Raw genomic sequence first — 19,234 nt, 5'->3', positions numbered from 1 at the left:
CGAAGAGTCTCAGGACTCCTCGACCGCGCACAAGCGCTTGCGCTTACGCTTACGCTTCGACGATGAAGGCTTCCAGCTCGGCACGAGCCTTGTCGTCGGCCATCTGGACCGGCGGGGACTTCATCAGGTACGCGGAGGCCGGGTAGACCGGTCCGCCGATGCCGCGGTCCTTGGCGATCTTGGCTGCACGGACGGCGTCGATGATGATGCCGGCCGAGTTCGGCGAATCCCACACCTCGAGCTTGTACTCCAGGTTGAGCGGGGCGTCACCGAAGGCGCGACCTTCGAGGCGGACGTACGCCCACTTGCGGTCGTCGAGCCACTCCACGTAGTCCGAAGGTCCGATGTGGACATTGCGGTCGTGAACCTTGCCCGCGAGCGAACCGGTGAGGTTGGAGGTCACGGCCTGCGTCTTGGAGACCTTCTTGGACTCGAGGCGATCACGCTCGAGCATGTTCTTGAAGTCCATGTTGCCACCGACGTTGAGCTGGTAGGTGCGGTCGAGCACGACTCCGCGATCCTCGAACAGCTTGGCCATCACGCGGTGGGTGATGGTGGCGCCGACCTGGCTCTTGATGTCGTCGCCGACGATCGGGACGCCGGCGTCCTTGAACTTGGCGGCCCACTCCGGGTCGGAGGCGATGAAGACGGGCAGTGCGTTGACGAACGCGACGTTCGCGTCGATCGCAGCCTGGGCGTAGAACTTGTCGGCCTCTTCGGAACCGACGGGGAGGTAGGACACGAGGACGTCGACCTCGGCGTCCTTCAGGGCTTGCACGACGTCGACGGGCTCGGCGTCGGAGACCTCGATGGTCTCGGAGTAGTACTTGCCGACGCCGTCGAGGGTCGGGCCGCGCTGGACGGTCACGTCGGTCGGCGGGACGTCGGTGATCTTGATGGTGTTGTTCTCGCTGGCGAGGATGGCCTCGGACAGGTCGAAGCCGACCTTCTTGGCATCCACGTCGAAGGCAGCGACGAACTTCACGTCACGGACGTGGTATCCGCCGAACTTCACATGCATCAAGCCGGGAACGGTGGCGTTCTCGTCCGCATCCTTGTAGTACTGCACGCCCTGAACCAAGGACGAGGCACAGTTGCCCACTCCCACAATGGCGACGCGCACTGCGCGCGCCCCGGCGGTGTTGTTCTCACCCATGGTCGGGTTCTCCTTCTTTCTTGTGCGTTGCTGTTGACTGCTCAGCGGCGATCAGTTCGTTGAGCCAGCGGACTTCGCGTTCGCTGGACTCGAGGCCGAGCTGATGTAGCTGACGGGTATAGCGATCCAGGGAGGAACTCGCACGGCCGACGGCTTCTCGAAGTCCTTCGCGGCGTTCTTCGACCTGGCGGCGCCGCCCTTCGAGGATTCGCATCCGCGCCACGGCCGGTGTGCGGCTGAAGAAGGCGAGATGAACACCGAATCCGTCGTCCGTGTAGTTCTGTGGACCTGTGTCGGCTACGAGCTCGGTGAACCGTTCCTTGCCGACGGGGGTCAGCTGGTACACGCGGCGGGCCCGCCTCTTGACGGGTGCCGGTGTGCCGGTGTTCTCGGCGATCAGCCCGTCGGACTGCATGCGCCGAAGCGTCGGATACAGCGATCCGTAGGAGAACGCGCGAAACGCTCCCAACAGCCCGGTCAGCCGTTTCCGCAGCTCGTATCCGTGCATGGGTGACTCGTGGAGAAGCCCGAGAATCGCCAATTCGAGCATGTCTCCACCTCCTGGATTTGTCCCATGTACCCGATGCGACTGCAAACTATATCGCAGCGATATATACGAGAGTACGGCGGTTCCGGTAGGTGTGACAACAAGTCACATGCCGCAGGTGTGGTTTCGCATCTGCGAACGCCTCGATCGATCTCACGAATCCCGGTCGATCCGTCCCCGAACCCACTGCCCGTCAGCCGGCGCACGTACTCTGGTCACCGTGCGGTTACAGCGGCAGGTGGTGGACTACGCGCTTCAGCGTCGGTCGCTACTGGCCGAGGTCTACTCGGGTAGGACGGGTGTCACAGAGGTCTGCGACGCCGACCCTTACCTGTTGCGGGCCGCCAAGTTCCACGGCCGGGGCAGTGACGTGATGTGCCCCATCTGTCGTAAGGAGCAGTTGACCCACGTTTCCTGGGTGTTCGGCGAAAAGCTGGGGGCTGTATCGGGTTCGGCGCGAAACCCGGACGAATTGGCTCGGCTGGCTGCCACTCAGGAGGAGTTCTCCGTCCACGTCGTGGAGGTGTGCCGGACGTGCAACTGGAACCACCTGGTTCAGTCGTACGTCCTCGGGTCGATACCGGCACCCAAACGGCCGCGGCGATCGTCGGCGAGGGCGCGTCCCCCCGGTCGGCGTACGGCGAGCGAGTAGGCCGACACCCGATAACGGGTGGGGCTAGTCTCGGTCGGCGCCGGCAGACACAATGCAGGACCGCGATCGGTCCACAACCACTGGAGATTTGTACGTGAGTTCCCCCCACAACGACGAACCGGGCCGTCCGCCCCGACCGAGCGGTCCGCCGCCGCAGGGACGTCCGCCCGGCCCGCCGCCGCAGGGGCGCCAGCCCGGCCCGCCGCGCCAGGGCAGGCCCCCACAGGGAAGGCCGATGGGACCGCCGCCGCAGGGTCGACCGGTGGGACCACCACCCGGTGGCCGTCATGCGGGAGGGCCTCGGCCCGCCGGAAGGCACGGCGCTCCGCCGCCGCGCCAGGCTCCGGCGCCTCGAAACGCGCCGCCTCCCGGCAGGGGCGTTCCTCCGCAGGGACCACCCCGTCGTCAAGCGCCGCAGGGTGCCCAGCCTGCTGCTCGGAACTCTCCGCCTCCCGGAGCTCGTGCACCCGGTTCTCGTCCGCCCGGTGGGCGCCCGCCCGGCCCGCCGCCGCGCACCGGTGGCCCTGGCGGAAGTGGGGGCAGCGGTGGGGAGCCGCCGAGAAGGAAGCCTGTGAGGAAGAAGAAGTCTCCGTGGCGAACGGTTCGCCGGGTCGCCTATGCGTTGGTCGCGATCGGTCTCGTCGTGCCGATCCTGGCGTTCATGGCCGCGTACGTGGTCCAGGACGTCCCGGAGCCAGGCGAGCTGCAGGCCAATCAAGTCGCAACCATCTACGGCTCGGACGGGTCCTCGGTCATCTCCAAGGTCGTGCCGCCGGAGGGCAACCGCACCGAGGTGACACTCGACCAGATTCCGAAGCATGTTCGTGACGCGGCACTGGCGGCCGAGGACCGCGACTTCTACTCGAACCCGGGGTTCTCGATCAGCGGATTCGCGCGTGCCGCACGTGACAACGTCACCGGTGCAGACAGTGCGGGTGGTGGCTCGACCATCACCCAGCAGTACGTGAAGCAGACGATGGTCGGCTCCGAGCGCACCTTGACTCGAAAGATGAAGGAGCTCGTCATCTCCTCGAAGATGGCGCGCGAATGGTCGAAGGACGACATCCTCGCGGCCTACCTCAACACGATCTACTTCGGTCGTGGCGCATACGGCATCGACTCGGCGGCGAAGGCGTACTTCAACAAGCCGGTCGGCGAGCTGTCGGTCGAGGAAGGCGCCGTCCTGGCATCGTCGATCCAGTTGCCCTCGTTGCTGGACCCGGAGACCAATCCCGAGGGTGCACAGGCGCGCTGGAACTACGTTCTCGACGGCATGGTCAGCGCGGGCACGCTCGATGCCGCGGCCCGCTCGACCATGCAGTACCCGGCGTACCAGCCCCTCGCCGAGGTCGACAACGGTTCGGGTGCGTCCGGTCCGGAAGGCCTCATCAAGAACCAGGTTCTGCGAGAGCTCGGTGAAGCCGGCATCAGTGAGACCCTGCTCAACACTGCAGGCCTGCAGATCACCACGACGATCGACCCGAAGATGCAGGCTGCAGCCGTCGATTCGGCGCGCTCGAACATGGAGGGCGAACCGGAGGAGCTCACGACAGCGGTCGTGTCGGTCGATCCCCGTGACGGTGGCGTTCGCGCGTATTACGGCGGCGAGGACGGTCAGGGCTACGACTTCGCGAATGCGGGCCTGCAGACCGGTTCCTCGTTCAAGGTGTTCGGTCTCGCGGCTGCCCTGGACCAGGGCATCCCGCTTTCGCAGATGTACGACAGCTCAGACCTCACGGTCAACGGCATCGAGATCTCCAACGCCGAAGGGGCGACCTGCGGTACGTGCACCATTGCAGAGGCTCTGAAACGGTCGTTGAACACCAGCTTCTACCGTCAGATGCTCGAACTCGACGGTGGCCCGCAGGCGGTTGCCGACATGGCGCACAAGGCGGGCATCCCGGAGGACATTCCGGGCGTAGGGCCGTCGTTGACGGGACCGAACGGTGAGGGCCCGAACAACGGTGTCGTGCTCGGCCAGTACCTGTCGCGCCCCCTCGACATGGCGTCCGCGTACGCCACGTTGGCCGCATCGGGCACGTTCCACACTCCGCACTTCGTGCAGAAGGTGACCACGAACGACGGCACGGTGCTGCTCGACCGGGGTACCGAACAGACCGCCGACAAGCGCATCGACGACAACGTGGCGGACAACGTCACGGCAGCGATGACACCCATTGCCGAGTACTCGAAGAACCACGGTCTGGCCGAGGGACGTCCGTCCGCTGCCAAGACCGGTACGGCGCAGCTCGGTGACTCCGGTGAGAACAAGGACTCCTGGATGGTCGGCTACACGCCTTCGCTGTCGACAGCAGTATGGGTCGGTACGCCGGACGGTCAGCCGCTGCGCAACAGCAACGGGGCGATGATCTACGGTTCCGGTCTGCCGTCCGACATCTGGAAGGACACGATGGACGGCTCCCTGGAGGGCACGGAAATCGAGAAGTTCCCGAAGCCGGGTTCGATCGGCGGACAGGCCGGTGTGCCGACCTACTCCGCCCCCGCACCGTCGACGACGTCCGCGCCTCCGAGCACCAAGTTGGAGTTGCCGACCGAGCTCATTCCCTCGGTGACGATTTCCCCGAAGCCGGTGGAGATCCTGCCGGGGATCACGATTCCGATCCCCGGGCTCGCGCCGCGTGAGCAGCAGCAAGTTCCCGAGGAACCGCAGCTCGGCGGTCCGGAATCCGGTCAGGCCGGTGGTCCCGGTGCCGGACAGGGTGGAAACGGCAACGGGAATGCAAACGGGAATGCAAACGGGAATGGGAACGCCAACCGGAACGGGCAGCAGGTTCCCGGCCCTTAGCACCCGGTAGCCTCGCGGGGTGACCGAGAGCCTTCCCCCGCGCCGAGACCGGGAGTCGGACGACGCGACGTTGGTGTCACCGATGCCGTTGGCGCCGGACCGGCGGTCCGCCGATTGGCGGGATGTCCCCAGTCGCACCGATCCCCTGGTCGGTCGGCTCTCCGAGACGATCGGAGGGCCGATCGGCCGCCATGCGGTGGTGGGGCGCACCCGCTTCTTCACCCCGATGCGGGTGATCTTGATGCTGGCAATCGTCTTCCTGGCGCTGGGCTGGTTCTCCAAGGCCGCGTGCATTCAGCAGGCGCCGGTCGGTACCGAAGGCGCCCTCGGGCTCGACTGGGGTGGGAGCCGCCAGTACGTGGCGATGTGTTACTCGGACACGGTGCCGCTGTACGGCGCGGAGCGTCTCGATCAAGGTGCCTTCCCTTACAAGAAGTGGTGGGACGAGGAGAAGCCGGACGGCTCGACGCAGCGTAGATACATGGAGTACCCGGTGATTTCGGGTCTCTACCAGTACGCGTCGATGACGGTGGCGAAGGCGTGGCACGCCGCGTCGTTCCTACCCGGTGCGCTTCAGGTCGCGTTGTACTTCAACGTGGTCGCGTTGGGTCTGGCGTTGGCGTGGCTCGTGACCATCTGGGCAACCGCGATATTGGCGGGCAGGCGGGTGTGGGATTCGGCGCTCGCCGCGTGTTCTCCACTCGTCGCCGTGCACGCGTTCACGAACTTCGATCCGCTGGCAACCGGTTTCGCCGCCGGTGGTCTGTTGGCCTGGTCCCGTAAGCGGCCCGTCCTAGCGGGCGTTCTGCTCGGCCTCGGTGGTGCGGCGAAGCTGTATCCCCTGCTGTTTCTCGGACCTCTCCTGGTGCTGTGTCTGCGCTCGGGCAAGATGCGTGAGTGGTTTCAGACCGCACTTGCGGCCGCTGCCGCGTGGTTGGCGGTGAACCTGCCGATCCTGGTGCTGTTTCCGCGTGGTTGGGCGGAGTTCTTCCGGCTCAATTCCGAGCGCGGCGCCGACCCCGATTCGATCTACAACGTGATCTCGTCGTTCACGGGTTGGTCGGGCTTCGACGGGCAACTGCTCCCCGGTGAGCCGCCGAGCATCCTCAATGCGGTGTCGCTGCTGCTCTTCGTCCTCGTCTGTGTGGGTGTGGGTTACGTCGCGGCGACGGCCCCGGTTCGGCCCCGCGTCGCTCAACTGTGCTTCCTGTTGGTTGCGGGCTTTCTGCTCACCAACAAGGTGTGGAGTCCGCAGTACTCGTTGTGGCTGATTCCGTTGGCGGTGCTGGCCTTCCCGCATACCCGAATCCTGTTGGCGTGGATGACCGTCGACGCGCTCGTGTGGGTGCCGCGCATGTACTACTACCTGGGGGAATCGAACAAGGGGTTGCCCGAGCAGTGGTTCACCGCGACGGTTCTGCTTCGCGATGCCGCCGTTGTCGTGATCTGCGTTCTGATTCTGCGGCAGATCTATCGGCCCGGTACCGACCTGGTGCGGTTCGGGTTCATCGACGATCCCGTGGGCGGGGTGCTCGATCAGGCGAAGGACGATCCGCCGAAATGGTTGCCACAGTTCCTGAAGCCCAAGGCCGCCGCCTCCGCCACCGAGCCGTCAGGGGACGGGTTGCGGCTCGGCGACGACGGCAGGTCCACCCCGGTCGGGTGAGTTCCCTTCGCCCGCTTCGGGCTCCGAGCGCAAGCTTGCGTGCACGAACGTGTAGAAGAGGACGACCAACAGTGCGGCCCTGGCCCACACGCTCGTCTTCACCACAGCCTCGTATCCGCCGGCATCGGTGAACGACGCGAGTGCGCCGAAGTACTTGAACACGCCGAGTCCGAGGACCACGTCGACGGTGAGATACGCGGCGACGGTCGCCCAGGGGACACGCAGCAGGACGAAGAACGGAATGAGCCACAGCGTGTACTGCGGCGAGTGCACCTTGTGAAAGAGCAGGAACCCGCACAGCATCCCGCCGCTCACCGCAATCCACGGGAACGTGCCTTCGCGGAGGTAGCGCAGCCACCCCAGCCGCATCGCCAGTGCGAACGTCGCGCACACCAACAGGGGCGACGCGACCGCCACCACCTGGTCGTAGGACAGTGCGAGCGAGTCGGGTTCGGGTCCGAACAGTGGGCGCAGCCCCCAGTACCAGATCGAGTTGGTGTTGAGGTCGGCTTTTCGGTTCTGCTGGAACGTGATCGATGCCCGCCAGCCGCTGTAGGACAGCAGCATGAAGGGCAAGTTGACTGCGACGACCGTCCCGACGGCTGCCATGCCGACCTGCACTGCACCGCGCACGTCGTAGCCGGTTCGTCTCCGCAGGTCGCCGTGTGTGAGGACGTAGACGGCAAGTGGCAGTACGAAGATGCCCGGATACAGCTTCAGACAGAATCCGACGGCGAGCAGTACGGCGGCGAGGACGCCACGGGTGCGCAGAGGGATGCGATCGAACGTCATCACGAACACTGCGGCGACCGCCGTGGCGACGACGGGGAGCTCCCAGTTGTGGAAGGCGTAGAGCACCAGTGGCGGCGTCGCCGACCAGAGGAAGGCCCACTTTCTGGCGAGGCGCCCGAGCATCCACGCGGTGAGCAGGGCGAACGGAGCGAGGAGCATCGCAGAGTGCAGCAGGAACTCGGCGTCCGTGTGTGCACCGATGCTGCCGAGCCACATGAGCAGCCCGCTGAGCACCGGGTATTCGACCGTGCCACCGGTGAGCGTCCCGTCACCGGTGATACCGCCTCCGACGTACGGGAACGCGTGCAGGTCGAGGTCGCGGCCTATCCACAGCATCTGAATGTCGGAGTAGCAGGCGGTGGTGTTCTTGAGCCGGTCGAAATCGAGGCTGCGGCCGTTCTCGGCGAACGGCGCGCCCGCGCACCGGGCCTTGTTGACGAAACCGAGGAGAACCGCGACGGCGCACGTGACCATGACCAGCACCGTTGACGTCGTGGTGCGTCGAACGGCTGTGCACATGAGACCACCCTAGGTCGATTTGTGCTTTTTGGGGGTGGGAGCGGATTTCGCAGGTCAGGGTGTGCACGTGTAACCTGCAAAGGTTGCTGACGCAACGACCCTCCTGCCACGGACAGCCCGTGGCCGTTTCACTAGTCCATAGGAGGTGATGAGGTCTTATGCGTCATTACGAATTGATGGTCATCCTTGACCCCAGCCTGGACGAGCGCACTGTTGCTCCTTCGCTGGATACGTTCCTCAATGTTGTTCGCCAGGAAGGCGGCAAGATCGACAAGGTCGATGTTTGGGGCAAGCGTCGTCTCGCTTACGAGATCCTGAAGCACACCGAAGGCATCTACGCGGTGATCGACATCAGCGCTACGCCTGCCACCGTCAACGAGTTGGATCGTCAGCTCGGCCTGAACGAGTCGGTGCTTCGTACGAAGGTTCTGCGCCACAACAAGTGATCTGTGTCGGGTCGGGCCTCTAGGCTCGGTGCCAACCGAACTTCACATTACGCAGGAGGAACCACATGGCAGCAGGCGACACCGTCATCACCGTCATCGGAAACCTGACGGCTGATCCGGAGCTTCGTTTCACCCCCGCGGGTGCTGCGGTTGCGAACTTCACGATCGCATCCACGCCTCGCATCTTCGACCGTCAGACCAACGAGTGGAAAGACGGCGATGCGCTGTTCATGCGCTGCAACATCTGGCGCGAGGCAGCAGAGAACGTAGCTGAGAGCTTGACCCGCGGTTCGCGAGTGATCGCGAGCGGCCGGCTCAAGCAGCGCTCCTTCGAGACCCGCGAGGGCGAGAAGCGCACTGTCGTCGAGCTCGAGGTCGATGAGATCGGCCCCTCGCTGAAGTACGCCACGGCCAAGGTCAACAAGACCTCGCGCGGTGGCGGCGGTGGCGGTGGATTCGGTTCCTCCGGCGGATCGGGCGGTGGACGTCCCCAGGCTGCAGCGGCCGGCGGAGACGATCCCTGGGGCAGCGCGCCTCAGGCATCGGGTTCCTTCGGCGGCGGTGCCGGGAGCGACGAGCCCCCGTTCTGATCCGTACCTGATCGGAACATCTGAGAAAAGAGCAAAGAAATGCCGAAGCCGCCCTTGCGCGACAAGGTACTGAAGAAGAAGGTCTGCACCTTCTGCAAAGAGAAGAACACGCAGATCAACTACAAGGACACGACGCTGCTGCGTAAGTACGTCAGCGACCGCGGCAAGATCCGCGCCCGTCGTGTCACCGGCAACTGCGTCCAGCACCAGCGCGACGTGGCCATGGCCGTCAAGAACTCGCGTGAGGTTGCCCTGCTTCCTTACGCCTCAGTGGCTCGCTAAGGAAAGGGAGGGAAGACATGAAGCTCATTCTCACCGCTGCAGTGGACAACCTCGGTGCGCCTGGCGACACCGTTGAGGTCAAGGACGGCTACGGCCGTAACTTCCTGCTGCCCCGTGGACTGGCGATCGTTGCCACCCGTGGCGCACAGAAGCAGGTCGAGGGCATCCGTCGTGCCCAGGAGGCTCGCGCGGTTCGCGGCCTCGAGCACGCCAACGAGCTGAAGCAGGCCATCGAGGGCCTCGAGTCGGTGTCGCTGTCGGTCAAGTCCGCCGGCGATTCGGGCAAGCTGTTCGGTTCGGTCACGGCCGCCGACGTCGCAGGCGCAATCAAGGCTGCCGGTGGCCCGGTGCTCGACAAGCGCAACATCGAGCTGCCCAAGGCTCACATCAAGTCGACCGGCAAGCACGCCATCGTCGTGAACCTGCACCCCGATGTGGTTGCGAAGTTCCACCTGGACGTCGTCGCGAGCTAGTCTTCGACGCACGTTCGTAAAAGGTCCCCACGCGCTGTGCGGGTGGGGACCTTTTCGTGTCCGTGGGTGGTTCCGATAGGCGCGAAATGCGCACAGCCGTCCCCGCTCCCAGGTGTGTCTGGAAGTTAACGGACCTCTCGAGGACTTGTGAGCTGCATCATATCGCCATTCATGCGCCATTTACTCAACACGCCCGAGTTGTCAACACGAGAGACACGCCGACGGTGTGGTCATCCACAATGTTTGAACATAGTAAATACGCGATGACCTGGTATTACTGGGGTGTGATGTCTACTTATCCTCAGGTTGTCCCCATGGGGTTAACAAAGCTACCCAGCAGTTTCCACAATCTGTCCACAACTGTGTGCACAAGCCGGTTTGATCGGCCCGCAGCAAATCCCTAACGTCGTCCCGGCGTGTCTTGCCGATGGTTCGAGGACGGCTGTGGGAAGGCTGGAATCGTTGTCGGTGGGTCGGCGTAGAACGTGTGTGGTGGCAACCATCGGATGAGCACATTCGGTGGCGTGCAACATCGACGGGGAAGGTCGGGCGAGTGGCTGTTGTAGACGATCGGGGACGGTCCGACTACCCGGGTCCGCCCGAGGAACCGAACGAGGAGTTCGGCCGCCAGCCACCCCAGGACATGGCCGCAGAGCAGTCGGTTCTGGGCGGCATGCTGTTGAGCAAGGACGCCATCGCAGACGTCCTCGAGGTTCTGCGGCCCGGGGACTTCTATCGGCCGGCGCACCAGTCGGTGTACGACGCGATTCTCGATCTCTACAGTCGTGGCGAGCCCGCCGACCCGGTGACGGTGTCTGCGGAGTTGGACCGCCGTGGTGAGTTGCGTCGGATCGGTGGCGCCCCGTATCTGGTCACGCTCACGCAGACGGTGCCCACGGCGGCCAATGCCGGTTACTACGCCGAGATCGTGGCGGAGAAGTCCGTTCTGCGTCGTCTGGTGGACGCGGGTACCCGCATCGTGCAGTACGGCTACACCGGCTCGGACGGCCAGGACGTCGCCGAGGTGGTCGACCGTGCGCAGGCGGAGATATTCGAGGTCACCGAACGCCGCACCACAGAAGACTTCGTGCCTCTCGAAGAACTGCTGCAGCCCACGATGGACGAGATCGACTCCATCGCCAGCCGCGGCGGCATCTCACTCGGTGTGCCCACCGGATTCAAGGATCTGGACGAGATCACCAACGGCCTCCACCCAGGCCAGATGATCATCGTTGCGGCGAGACCTGGTGTGGGCAAGGCGCTGGCGTTGAACACACCCTTGGCCACGCCGACCGGGTGGACAACCATGCATGCGGTCCAGGTCGGCGACCACCTCATCGACGCCGACGGCAAGCCCACCCGCGTCGTTGCGGCGACCGAGGTGATGGAGGGGCGCCCCTGCTACGAGGTGGAGTTCTCGGACGGCACCGTCATTGTCGCCGACGAACAGCACCAGTGGCTGACGGAGACCCGTGCGTCACGCCGGTCTGCACAGCAGGCCGCAGCCGGCTACAACAGGTACAAGAACCAGAAGACGTTCGCCGACGTGCGGACGACAGCGGAGATCAGGGAGACTCTCCGCTGTCCCACAGCCGATGCACGAGTCAATCATTCCGTCACCAATGCGCTGCCGCTGGATTTGCCGGAGCAGGATCTCCTGATTCCGCCCTACACCTTCGGGGCGTGGCTCGGGGATGGGACGTCCGCCACCTCACATCTCACCTCCGCTGACCCAGAGATCGTCATGCGAATCGAGTCCGAGGGGTTGGTCGCGGTTCCGTCGAAATCAGCGGCGTTGCGCTACAGCTTGCAGCTGACGCCGGATGCGCCGACCGCTCCAAGGGAATGCGTTGTGTGCGGCAAGGAGTTCATTCCGTTCACCAGCCAGGTTCGTACATGTGGACAGTCTTGCGGAGGCAAGGCGCGGTTCGTCTCCGACCCGGTGCCTGCGCCCACCTGCTCGCGCTGCGGTCAGCCGTCGATCGGCCTGAAGATGTGCCAAGCGTGCCGCAACGAGGTCGGCACAGTTCAAGCACGGCTACGTACGCTCGGAGTGCTCGGGAACAAGCACATTCCAACGACGTACCTCCGGGCCTCGGAACAGCAGCGCAGAGCACTGCTGGCCGGACTTCTCGACACAGACGGAACGGTCACCAACGGTGGCTCGGCGCAGTTTTCCGTGACCAGTCCACGACTAGTCCGGGACGTGCAAGAATTGATCGTCAGCCTGGGCTACCGCTGCCAGATGAGTACGAAGCGGGTCAAGGGCCGGACCGAGGCGTCGTCAACGGCGTATACCCTGACCTTCGCGACGGACGATGAGGTGTTCGGTCTCCAACGTAAGGCGCTGCTGCACAAAGAGCGTCGCGCAAGCCACAGCACAGCGCGTTCGGGTTCGCGATACATCGTCGACGTTCGCAAGATCGACAGTGTTCCGGTTCGTTGTGTCGAGGTCGATAACCCGGCCCACTTGTATTTGGCAGGCGCGTCGATGGTGCCGACCCATAATTCCACGCTCGGCATGGACTTCCTGCGGTCGTGCTCCATCACGCACGGTATGTCGAGCGTCATTTTCTCACTGGAGATGAGTAAGACCGAGATCGTGATGCGTCTATTGTCGGCGGAGGCGAAGATCAAGCTCGGCGACATGCGCTCCGGCAAGATGACCGACGACGACTGGACCAAGCTGGCGCGCCGTATGAGTGAGATCAGCGAGGCGCCGCTGTTCGTCGACGACTCCCCCAATCTCACGATGATGGAAATCCGTGCCAAGGCAAGGCGTTTGAAGCAGAAGCATGACATCAAACTCATTATCGTCGACTACCTACAGCTCATGACGTCCGGCAAGAAAGTCGAGTCACGTCAGCAAGAAGTCTCCGAGTTCTCGCGCAGCCTCAAGCTTTTGGCGAAAGAGCTCGAGGTTCCCGTGGTCGCGATCTGCCAGCTCAACCGTGGTCCCGAACAGCGAACGGACAAGAAGCCCATGGTTTCCGACCTTCGTGAATCGGGATCGCTCGAGCAGGACGCGGATATGGTGATCCTGCTGCATCGGCCTGATGCCTTCGAGCGGGACGACCCTCGCGGTGGCGAAGCCGACCTCATTCTCGGGAAGCATCGTAACGGTCCAACCGCGACAATCACTGTGGCGCACCAGCTTCACCTGTCCAAGTTCGTGGACATGGCACGAGGATAGGGCTCGAGCGAGCCCGTTACCTTCTTCGTAGGCCCCCACCGCGGGGCCATGGTCGCCAGGTTCGGTATGACTTCTTTCACCTGCCTCGCGGGCTACGCCAGCTCGCCCACCAACTCATCGAGGGATTGCATCAACGGCGGAAGATTCACGTCGTCGTCGGCCTGCGCCTCAGTCACATACGCAGCCCGCTACAACGTCAGCAACTCACGGGCGTCCCCACCCGACAGCTTCCAACGGATTCCATGCGCGTCGACTATTCCAGCCCCTACCAGACCGCACACCAGTGGCGTCCCCGAGCGGGTTGACACCAACATAGGGACACCCCCACCCCCTCTCCTCGTTTCCTGAGCACTCGGAACCTGGATGCCCCTACATATCGCCTCGATTCTCGACCGCCGCGCATCTCTTCGCGCGGGTGCAGGCGCGAAGTCGTGACCCCCTTATCGTCGAGACAGTGGGTGCTGACCTTCGACGGCACGGCCTCGTCGCGGCCGTCAATCGGGAGTTGGAGCATGCCGGGCCAACCTTGTAGGTTGCTTTGCCCCGCTGGGGATTCGGTCCATACCTGAGACGAGCCGCCGCTCGCAACCAATTGCGACGTTGACGTCCGCACTGTTCAGCGAGGTGTGAGATGTCATCGAAATCGAGAGCCCAGAGATGCTGCCGTAGGTTCTCATCGCTCGTGTCATATTCTCGCGTCCGTGAGATTTTGCTGCGGCGTGTCGGCTGAACGCCGCAGCCTCCGTTGTTGGGGCAGTTTCCGAGGCGACTCGAGTTTCTACAGTCGACTGGTCACGAATCCTGCGGCTTGATCGGCCATCCCGTTGACCGAGTAGAGCGTGTGCTGCGCGTTAGGCAGGCCGGCACCTGCGCCGTTGCAGATGGTGTCACCGGGAACGCATAGCCAAGTGCTCTTGGCTGCGTAGGCCGGTCCGAGGACGATGGGCGGCGCTCCGATGCCACTCTGCCATCGATCCGAAGGCGTGCCGAAAAGGACAACGGCAGCGACGTGGCCGGCTACCTCGGCCGGCATCGGCGCGGGCGCGCTCCACGCGTAGCCCGGGTTCGGTGAGGGAGGGATTGCGCCCATGGTCGTGAAGCCCGCTACCGCGCCACCCTGTGAATATCCGCCCAGCACGATCCTGGTGCCGGGACAGTGTGTCGCCATGAACTCCACGTGCGATCGCGAGTCCCTGACCCCGTCCATGACTGTCCGGGCGAACGGCACCGGGTTGAGGAAGTCGTTGCTCGCCGGATAGTCCACAGCATAAGACCCCACTGACTTGCCATCCGCCCGCACACGCAGGGCTTCGACGAACGAGGTTCCTGTGACGCCGAGACCGGGTGCTTCACCGGTACCGCGAGCGAACATCACTTCGATGTCAGGGCACGGTGATGCTGATGCAGCCTGTGTCGGTAGGCAGAACTGCATCGCTGTTGCGACGACTGCGGCGACGAAGAATCCAGCGATCGAACGCAGGGCACATTGCGCCACTGCCGATTTCGAGTGCCACGCCACCAGCTGAGCGTTGACGGATCGGTTCTTCCCCATTGAGGCGACTCCTAAGGTTACGCAGAGTGCAGGTGCACACCGGTGTCTCCTGACATTCGGAGCCCAGAGCCGCCCGGATGGATTGCGGCCAACGGCAGCTCGCTCGGGTTGATCTTGCGCGGATGCGTGTCCGCCTACCACGAAGTGTGTCAAATGAGGTTCCCCCGGATGGTGGACACCGAGATAGCGGGATCGAAGGTTCCGCTGGATGGATGTCCCCATGTCCCGCAAACGCAGGTCGTTCACGACCGAGTACAAGGTCGAGGCCGCCCACCGGATGATCTTGGGGGAACTTTGCGGCGAATCAACAAAAGTAGAGCGCTACTCGTTGATGGCCGCAGAGTGCGCGACCTACGAAATCCACCGGATGGCCAGGCTGCTCGACATCTCGCGCTCCGGTTTCTACAAGCATCAAGGACGCAGTGTGCGAACACAATTGAACAAGCCTCGGCAGCGGCGTGCGGATCTGGAAATGAAGATAAGTGAGATCCGCAAGGTGTCCAACAGTGTCTACGGTGCGCCTCGGATCACGGCTGAACTACGTGCTGGCGGCGAGGTCATTACCGAGAAAACGGTCGCGAAGATCATGTGATCGCTCGGCGTCGTCGGCATCAGCCCTCGCACCTTCAATGTGCGGACCACCGTGGTCGATCCGTTCGCCTCGTTCCCGGACGACCTGGTGCTACGCCGGTTCGATCAGGGCCGCCTCGATGCGGTCTGGACCTCGGACATCACCTATCTGACCTTCGGGGAAGGTGATATGTACCTGTGTGCGATCACGTCGGCGACATCACCTATCTGCCGTTGGAGTTCGGTGGCAACCTGTACCTGGCGACCGTTATCGACTGCAGTTCACGGCGGGTGGTGGGCTAGCGATCACTGACCACATGCGCACCGAACTCGTTGCGGACGCCCTCACAGCTGCTCGTCTGTCGCGGGGTGGCCTCGGTGGCGCGATCTTCCACATCGATCACGGATCAGTTTATACATCAGAGGATTTCGCGTCGCTGTGTGAGCAGTTCGGAGTGTGGCAATCGATGGTGCGGTTGGCACGAGTGCAGATAATGCGTTGGCCGAATCGTTCAACGCCGCCCTCAAATGCGAAACTCTGCAGGACCGGAACAGGTGGACCAACGGCGGTGAGTGTCGACGCGAGGTGTTCCGGTGGCTCACGCGCTACAACACCGTCGTCGCCACTCGTACTGCCGGTACGTCAGCCCCGCCTCCTCCGAGGACAGCCTCACCACCGGTAACCTCAATGCGGCCGCGTAGCCAGAATTCCCCCGTGTCCAACATCCGGGGTCAGGGCCCGTTGTCGGCTGACCCGGGCGATCGGATCCGCCGCAAGGTTCTGATCCGCACCCGACGGTGCCGGTCGCATGAAGGTGACCATAATCCGTCAACTTGCTGAGCTTGTGGGATTTCGTTCACACATTGGGCTCTGGCAAGCGCATTCACGTCAGCAAGAGATGACACCCTAAGCAAAATGCCGAATATGACACGTCCGGAATCCTGCAGGTAGGTCGATCGGGACATGACACCGAGAAGCGGAACCTACACCTACCTGGTGACGTTGTCTCCGGGTGGCAGTGCGCGCACTGCGATTCCGTTGACGAAGCATCCCTCGGCGCCGACAATCCTCGGTGTCAACAGTCGAGTCGGAGTATCCACGGAAACTTAGACGTCCTAGTCCCAATAGGCGTGGTTGGTCGCCAGTTCTGCAAGTCTCTGATCGCAGACCCGTCGGTCGTCCATAAGTGGTGAAGAAAGGAGAGCGTTCTGAGAATGGGATGCCTTGAATACTGGTGCTGGAATGAACTTTTCATAGCTTCTGAGTCTGAACAATCCAAGATTGTCCAGCCACGACGCGATGGGTTACGCGTTCCGTGGGTCAATCGGTACGGTGCTCGCAGCCGCAAAATGTGATGCACCGTGCTGCGGCATACTCGTCACGGACCGCCTCGACCCCGAAAGGCTTGGCAGCCAATGCAACCGCAGCTAGGTCGGCTCCGTCGATGCTGGCATACCGGATTGGTTGTCTCCGTATGCAGGAGCCATCGTCGATCATGCGGGCGAGCAGTATCAGCTCGGGATCATCCACGGGAATCGGTTGCGCGGGTTCGGGTAGGTGCCGTGCTACGGCGATCCTCGCTCCAGATGCGAGCTTTCCCAACGGGACCCACTCACCCAGAGTTCGTACCTGCTGTTCGGGTCCCGCTTCGAGTCGTCGGCCCGACCCCGATCATGCTGGCCCCCGCGATCAATCCTGCCGCAACGACCTTCTTCATACGTGCTCCCCTGTTCGGTTCGTGAAGGAATCGAACTGTTCGACCCCCGCCTCGCACCCCAGGGCTGCGGACGCGCGATTACTCGACGTACACGGAAACGTAGGCGTCGGTGAGGGTCCCCACGCCTGCCCCGCCGAGGCAGGTGGACGAACCCTGCCTGTCCGGGCTGAAGGAACCGCCCCACGTCCCTCGGTAAGGGCCGACCGCCACGATGGGGAACATGTTCGGAACGAAATGCAGTCCGAAACACTCGGTGACCACGGTGTACTCCCGGCGAGGGGGAGCTCCGAAGTCGTGGCAGGTCGCCGTCGCACTGACGAGGTCGCGGGTGATCGAGCAATCCTGTGGTGCGGCTCGAGCTGTTCCTGGGCCGATTACCGCGCTGAAGCCGAGCACGGTCGCAGCAGCGACGGTTGCCCTTGCGGCGATGATCGCTGTTCGTTTCGTTCGATTCATGCGTATTCTCCCGAGTCGCTGACGTGACCGTTCGTTCATCGATAATCGGGCGCAATCCCGCAGTCGTTACGACAACGAGAGCGGTGGCGAGTGGTGCCGGAACGTCGTGAGCGCGCTACTACTCGTACAAGGAGGCTTCTCCGGCAGCTTTTCGGTGTGGCCAACCAGTCTGGCGGGTTGGATCCGTCTGGCCCGGCGGTGGCCACAGGAGATGGGCAATCGACCGGAGCAGCGATTTCAGCATGTATGAACATTGGCGGAACCGTCACACCACATCAAGGTCCACTCAGCAGTTGCTGGAGTCCGAGGCGCCGTTCGCGGGGGGGGATGAACGTAAGAGTTCTAGAGAAACCGCACTCATCCACGGCGCGAAGTATCCGGGCCCGTAACCGACAGTGCCAAGCCGCCAAATGCAGTGCCGACCAACACGGTCAACAATGCTGTACCGAACGATCCACTGGTCACCCACACCAGCCCGAAACCAATGGTCAAACCTATCGAGCCAGCGATCGCTCCGCGTTTTCGATTCGGCTTCAGTGTTCACGATCGCACACCCGGACCCGGTAGATGGGGTTTGCGGGCCGGATTAGGGCAAGGTGGTTCGTCGCGCACGCTCGGGACGTACGCTGTCAACTCGATGGCAGTGGCGTGGAAATTCAGGGCGAGCGACCGAGCCGATGCGCATTGGATGTCGGAGTTGCGTGCAGAAGTGATGCGCCACGACCTCGAAAGGTTGGGCCGTTACGACCAGGTTCGGGTTCGTCGGCGCTTCCTCGACGCATTCGTTCCCGCTCATACCCGTGTCATCGTTGCCGACGGCCTCGACGTCGGTCTTGTTGCCGTTCGGCCCGAGTCGGATGCTCTATGGCTCGAGCACTTCTACCTCGCCCCGTCGTATCAAGGACGGGGCATCGGTCGTGACGTTCTCGCACACGTGTTGCGAGAGTGCGATGGTGTCAGACCTTTTCGGCTGAACGTACTGCAGGGCAGCGCGGCGCGCCGTCTGTACGAACGTCACGGATTCACACTCGACCACGAAGACCCAGTTGATGTGTACTTGATGGCTGGTCCTGCCGAGGTCGAGCGCCACAGCGATTCTGGTACCGGTGCGTGAATTCGTAACCCATTTCTCTGGCTTTCGCCCCGGGATTGCCGATACGCTGAGCGGAGACAGCTTCTCCTGTCTCGCCGCGGTTGCTTCCGCAGGCCTTCCTCGTGGCATCTCTGATGCCGGCATTGATTCCCTCGCAAGGGTCACCCTGTGCCCGGATCAAGTGCGCCAGAATGAAAGGGTCAAACCTGATGAACACCAACATGATTACCGTGGGTGCTGAGCGTGTGATGGTGGAGAACATGCTCGACCACAACCGCAAAGCACTGATCCAGACCGCAAGTGGACTGTCCGAGAGCGCGGCTCGCCAACGCCGTGTCGCATCCCTGACGACACCGATCTCCCTGATCAAGCATGCGGCCGCCGCGGAAAGGATCTGGTTCCAGCGTTTTTGGGGTGGGCTCACAGAATCCGAATGCGATGGATACTCGCGCCGAGACGAAGGCACCTTTTCGGTCTCTGCTGATGAATCCCTGGAGGACGTCATCACCGAGTTCGAGCGTGCCAGCCAACGTTCACGTGAGATCGCGTCCCGGTTCCAACTCGACGACACAGTCGAGATTCCAGGCGAAGGGTTGGTCAGCATGCGGTGGACGCTGCTTCTCATGATTCAGGAGTTCGCCAGGCACGCAGGTCACGGCGATATTCTCCGGGAGCAGATCGACGAGCCGACCGGGCGCGACAGCCGACGGTAGCCTCCCGACC

19 protein-coding genes and 1 pseudogene are annotated in these 19,234 nt (G+C 63.3%); 15 read left to right on the top strand and 5 right to left on the bottom strand.

Annotation, left to right across the window (positions count from 1 at the left end):
- Window positions 1–49: 49 nt before the first annotated feature.
- Window positions 50–1,156, bottom strand: coding sequence for an inositol-3-phosphate synthase (locus tag ACFWO3_RS06250; protein ID WP_378574890.1), 1,107 nt, complete (start codon window positions 1,154–1,156; stop codon window positions 50–52).
- The gene (locus ACFWO3_RS06245; protein WP_378574887.1) at window positions 1,149–1,706 is read right to left on the bottom strand and encodes a PadR family transcriptional regulator; all 558 of its coding nucleotides are present in this window, start codon (window positions 1,704–1,706) and stop codon (window positions 1,149–1,151) included. The genes ACFWO3_RS06250 and ACFWO3_RS06245 overlap by 8 nt, the downstream gene beginning before the upstream one ends.
- A 217-nt stretch (window positions 1,707–1,923) precedes the next feature.
- On the opposite strand from ACFWO3_RS06245, the gene ACFWO3_RS06240 reads away from it, so the two are divergent.
- The 4 genes from ACFWO3_RS06240 (at window position 1,924) to ACFWO3_RS06225 (ending at window position 6,827) form a co-directional block, all read left to right on the top strand.
- Complete coding sequence (locus ACFWO3_RS06240; protein ID WP_378574885.1) at window positions 1,924–2,355, top strand: DUF5318 domain-containing protein; 432 nt, start codon at window positions 1,924–1,926, stop codon at window positions 2,353–2,355.
- Window positions 2,356–2,633: 278 nt separating this feature from the next.
- Window positions 2,634–2,930, top strand: a complete 297-nt coding sequence (locus ACFWO3_RS06235; RefSeq protein ID WP_378574883.1) for a hypothetical protein — start codon at window positions 2,634–2,636, stop codon at window positions 2,928–2,930.
- Window positions 2,927–5,161, top strand: coding sequence for a transglycosylase domain-containing protein (locus ACFWO3_RS06230; RefSeq protein WP_378574881.1), 2,235 nt, complete (start codon window positions 2,927–2,929; stop codon window positions 5,159–5,161). Before ACFWO3_RS06235 ends, ACFWO3_RS06230 begins: the two co-directional genes overlap by 4 nt.
- Before the next feature lie 82 nt (window positions 5,162–5,243).
- On the top strand, window positions 5,244–6,827 hold the full coding sequence (locus ACFWO3_RS06225; RefSeq protein WP_378575034.1) for a glycosyltransferase family 87 protein: 1,584 nt from the start codon (window positions 5,244–5,246) through the stop codon (window positions 6,825–6,827).
- Here ACFWO3_RS06225 and ACFWO3_RS06220 read toward each other — a convergent pair.
- A complete protein-coding gene (locus ACFWO3_RS06220) occupies window positions 6,774–8,138 on the bottom strand; it encodes a glycosyltransferase family 87 protein (protein WP_378574879.1) in 1,365 nt (454 codons plus the stop codon). The two genes, ACFWO3_RS06225 and ACFWO3_RS06220, sit on opposite strands and share 54 nt — an antisense overlap.
- 158 nt (window positions 8,139–8,296) lie before the next feature.
- On the opposite strand from ACFWO3_RS06220, the gene rpsF reads away from it, so the two are divergent.
- The 6 genes from rpsF (at window position 8,297) to ACFWO3_RS06190 (ending at window position 13,691) form a co-directional block, all read left to right on the top strand.
- The gene (rpsF, locus tag ACFWO3_RS06215; protein WP_378574876.1) at window positions 8,297–8,584 is read left to right on the top strand and encodes a 30S ribosomal protein S6; all 288 of its coding nucleotides are present in this window, start codon (window positions 8,297–8,299) and stop codon (window positions 8,582–8,584) included.
- 65 nt (window positions 8,585–8,649) lie between these two features.
- The gene (locus tag ACFWO3_RS06210) at window positions 8,650–9,174 is read left to right on the top strand and encodes a single-stranded DNA-binding protein (protein ID WP_378574873.1); all 525 of its coding nucleotides are present in this window, start codon (window positions 8,650–8,652) and stop codon (window positions 9,172–9,174) included.
- A gap of 39 nt (window positions 9,175–9,213) precedes the next feature.
- Window positions 9,214–9,456 (top strand): 30S ribosomal protein S18, encoded by a 243-nt coding sequence (gene rpsR, locus ACFWO3_RS06205; protein WP_378574870.1) that lies wholly within the window; start codon window positions 9,214–9,216, stop codon window positions 9,454–9,456.
- Between the two features lie 17 nt (window positions 9,457–9,473).
- The gene (gene rplI / locus ACFWO3_RS06200; protein ID WP_378574867.1) at window positions 9,474–9,929 is read left to right on the top strand and encodes a 50S ribosomal protein L9; all 456 of its coding nucleotides are present in this window, start codon (window positions 9,474–9,476) and stop codon (window positions 9,927–9,929) included.
- Between the two features lie 553 nt (window positions 9,930–10,482).
- Window positions 10,483–13,122, top strand: coding sequence for a replicative DNA helicase (gene dnaB / locus ACFWO3_RS06195; protein ID WP_378574864.1), 2,640 nt, complete (start codon window positions 10,483–10,485; stop codon window positions 13,120–13,122).
- Between the two features lie 344 nt (window positions 13,123–13,466).
- Window positions 13,467–13,691: a DUF6527 family protein gene (locus ACFWO3_RS06190; RefSeq protein WP_378575031.1), complete on the top strand. Its 225-nt coding sequence runs from the start codon at window positions 13,467–13,469 to the stop codon at window positions 13,689–13,691.
- Between the two features lie 209 nt (window positions 13,692–13,900).
- Here the strand turns inward: ACFWO3_RS06190 and ACFWO3_RS06185 are convergent, their stop codons facing one another.
- On the bottom strand, window positions 13,901–14,554 hold the full coding sequence (locus ACFWO3_RS06185; protein WP_378575028.1) for a cutinase family protein: 654 nt from the start codon (window positions 14,552–14,554) through the stop codon (window positions 13,901–13,903).
- 340 nt (window positions 14,555–14,894) lie between these two features.
- On the opposite strand from ACFWO3_RS06185, the gene ACFWO3_RS06180 reads away from it, so the two are divergent.
- The 3 genes and pseudogenes from ACFWO3_RS06180 to ACFWO3_RS06170 all read left to right on the top strand — a co-directional run bounded on the left by ACFWO3_RS06180 (window position 14,895) and on the right by ACFWO3_RS06170 (window position 16,085).
- Entirely contained in the window at window positions 14,895–15,266 is a 372-nt protein-coding gene (locus ACFWO3_RS06180) for an IS3 family transposase (RefSeq protein WP_378574861.1), read from the top strand.
- A gap of 295 nt (window positions 15,267–15,561) precedes the next feature.
- Window positions 15,562–15,660: pseudogene (locus ACFWO3_RS06175) on the top strand (hypothetical protein); the annotation flags it as partial.
- Between the two features lie 41 nt (window positions 15,661–15,701).
- Window positions 15,702–16,085, top strand: a complete 384-nt coding sequence (locus tag ACFWO3_RS06170) for an integrase core domain-containing protein (RefSeq protein ID WP_378574859.1) — start codon at window positions 15,702–15,704, stop codon at window positions 16,083–16,085.
- Window positions 16,086–17,040: 955 nt separating this feature from the next.
- On the opposite strand, the gene ACFWO3_RS06165 is transcribed toward ACFWO3_RS06170, so the two are convergent.
- Complete coding sequence (locus tag ACFWO3_RS06165) at window positions 17,041–17,418, bottom strand: hypothetical protein (protein WP_378574855.1); 378 nt, start codon at window positions 17,416–17,418, stop codon at window positions 17,041–17,043.
- A gap of 637 nt (window positions 17,419–18,055) precedes the next feature.
- On the opposite strand from ACFWO3_RS06165, the gene ACFWO3_RS06160 reads away from it, so the two are divergent.
- Window positions 18,056–18,532 carry a GNAT family N-acetyltransferase gene (locus ACFWO3_RS06160; protein ID WP_378574853.1) on the top strand — a complete coding sequence of 159 codons (477 nt, stop codon included), beginning with the start codon at window positions 18,056–18,058 and terminating at the stop codon, window positions 18,530–18,532.
- 188 nt (window positions 18,533–18,720) lie between these two features.
- Window positions 18,721–19,224: a DinB family protein gene (locus tag ACFWO3_RS06155; protein WP_378574851.1), complete on the top strand. Its 504-nt coding sequence runs from the start codon at window positions 18,721–18,723 to the stop codon at window positions 19,222–19,224.
- Window positions 19,225–19,234 lie beyond the last annotated feature (10 nt).

Source organism: Rhodococcus sp. NPDC058521 (assembly GCF_042719695.1).
Lineage (GTDB): Bacteria > Actinomycetota > Actinomycetes > Mycobacteriales > Mycobacteriaceae > Rhodococcus_F.
This window is presented reverse-complemented; position numbering and strand designations above follow the sequence as displayed.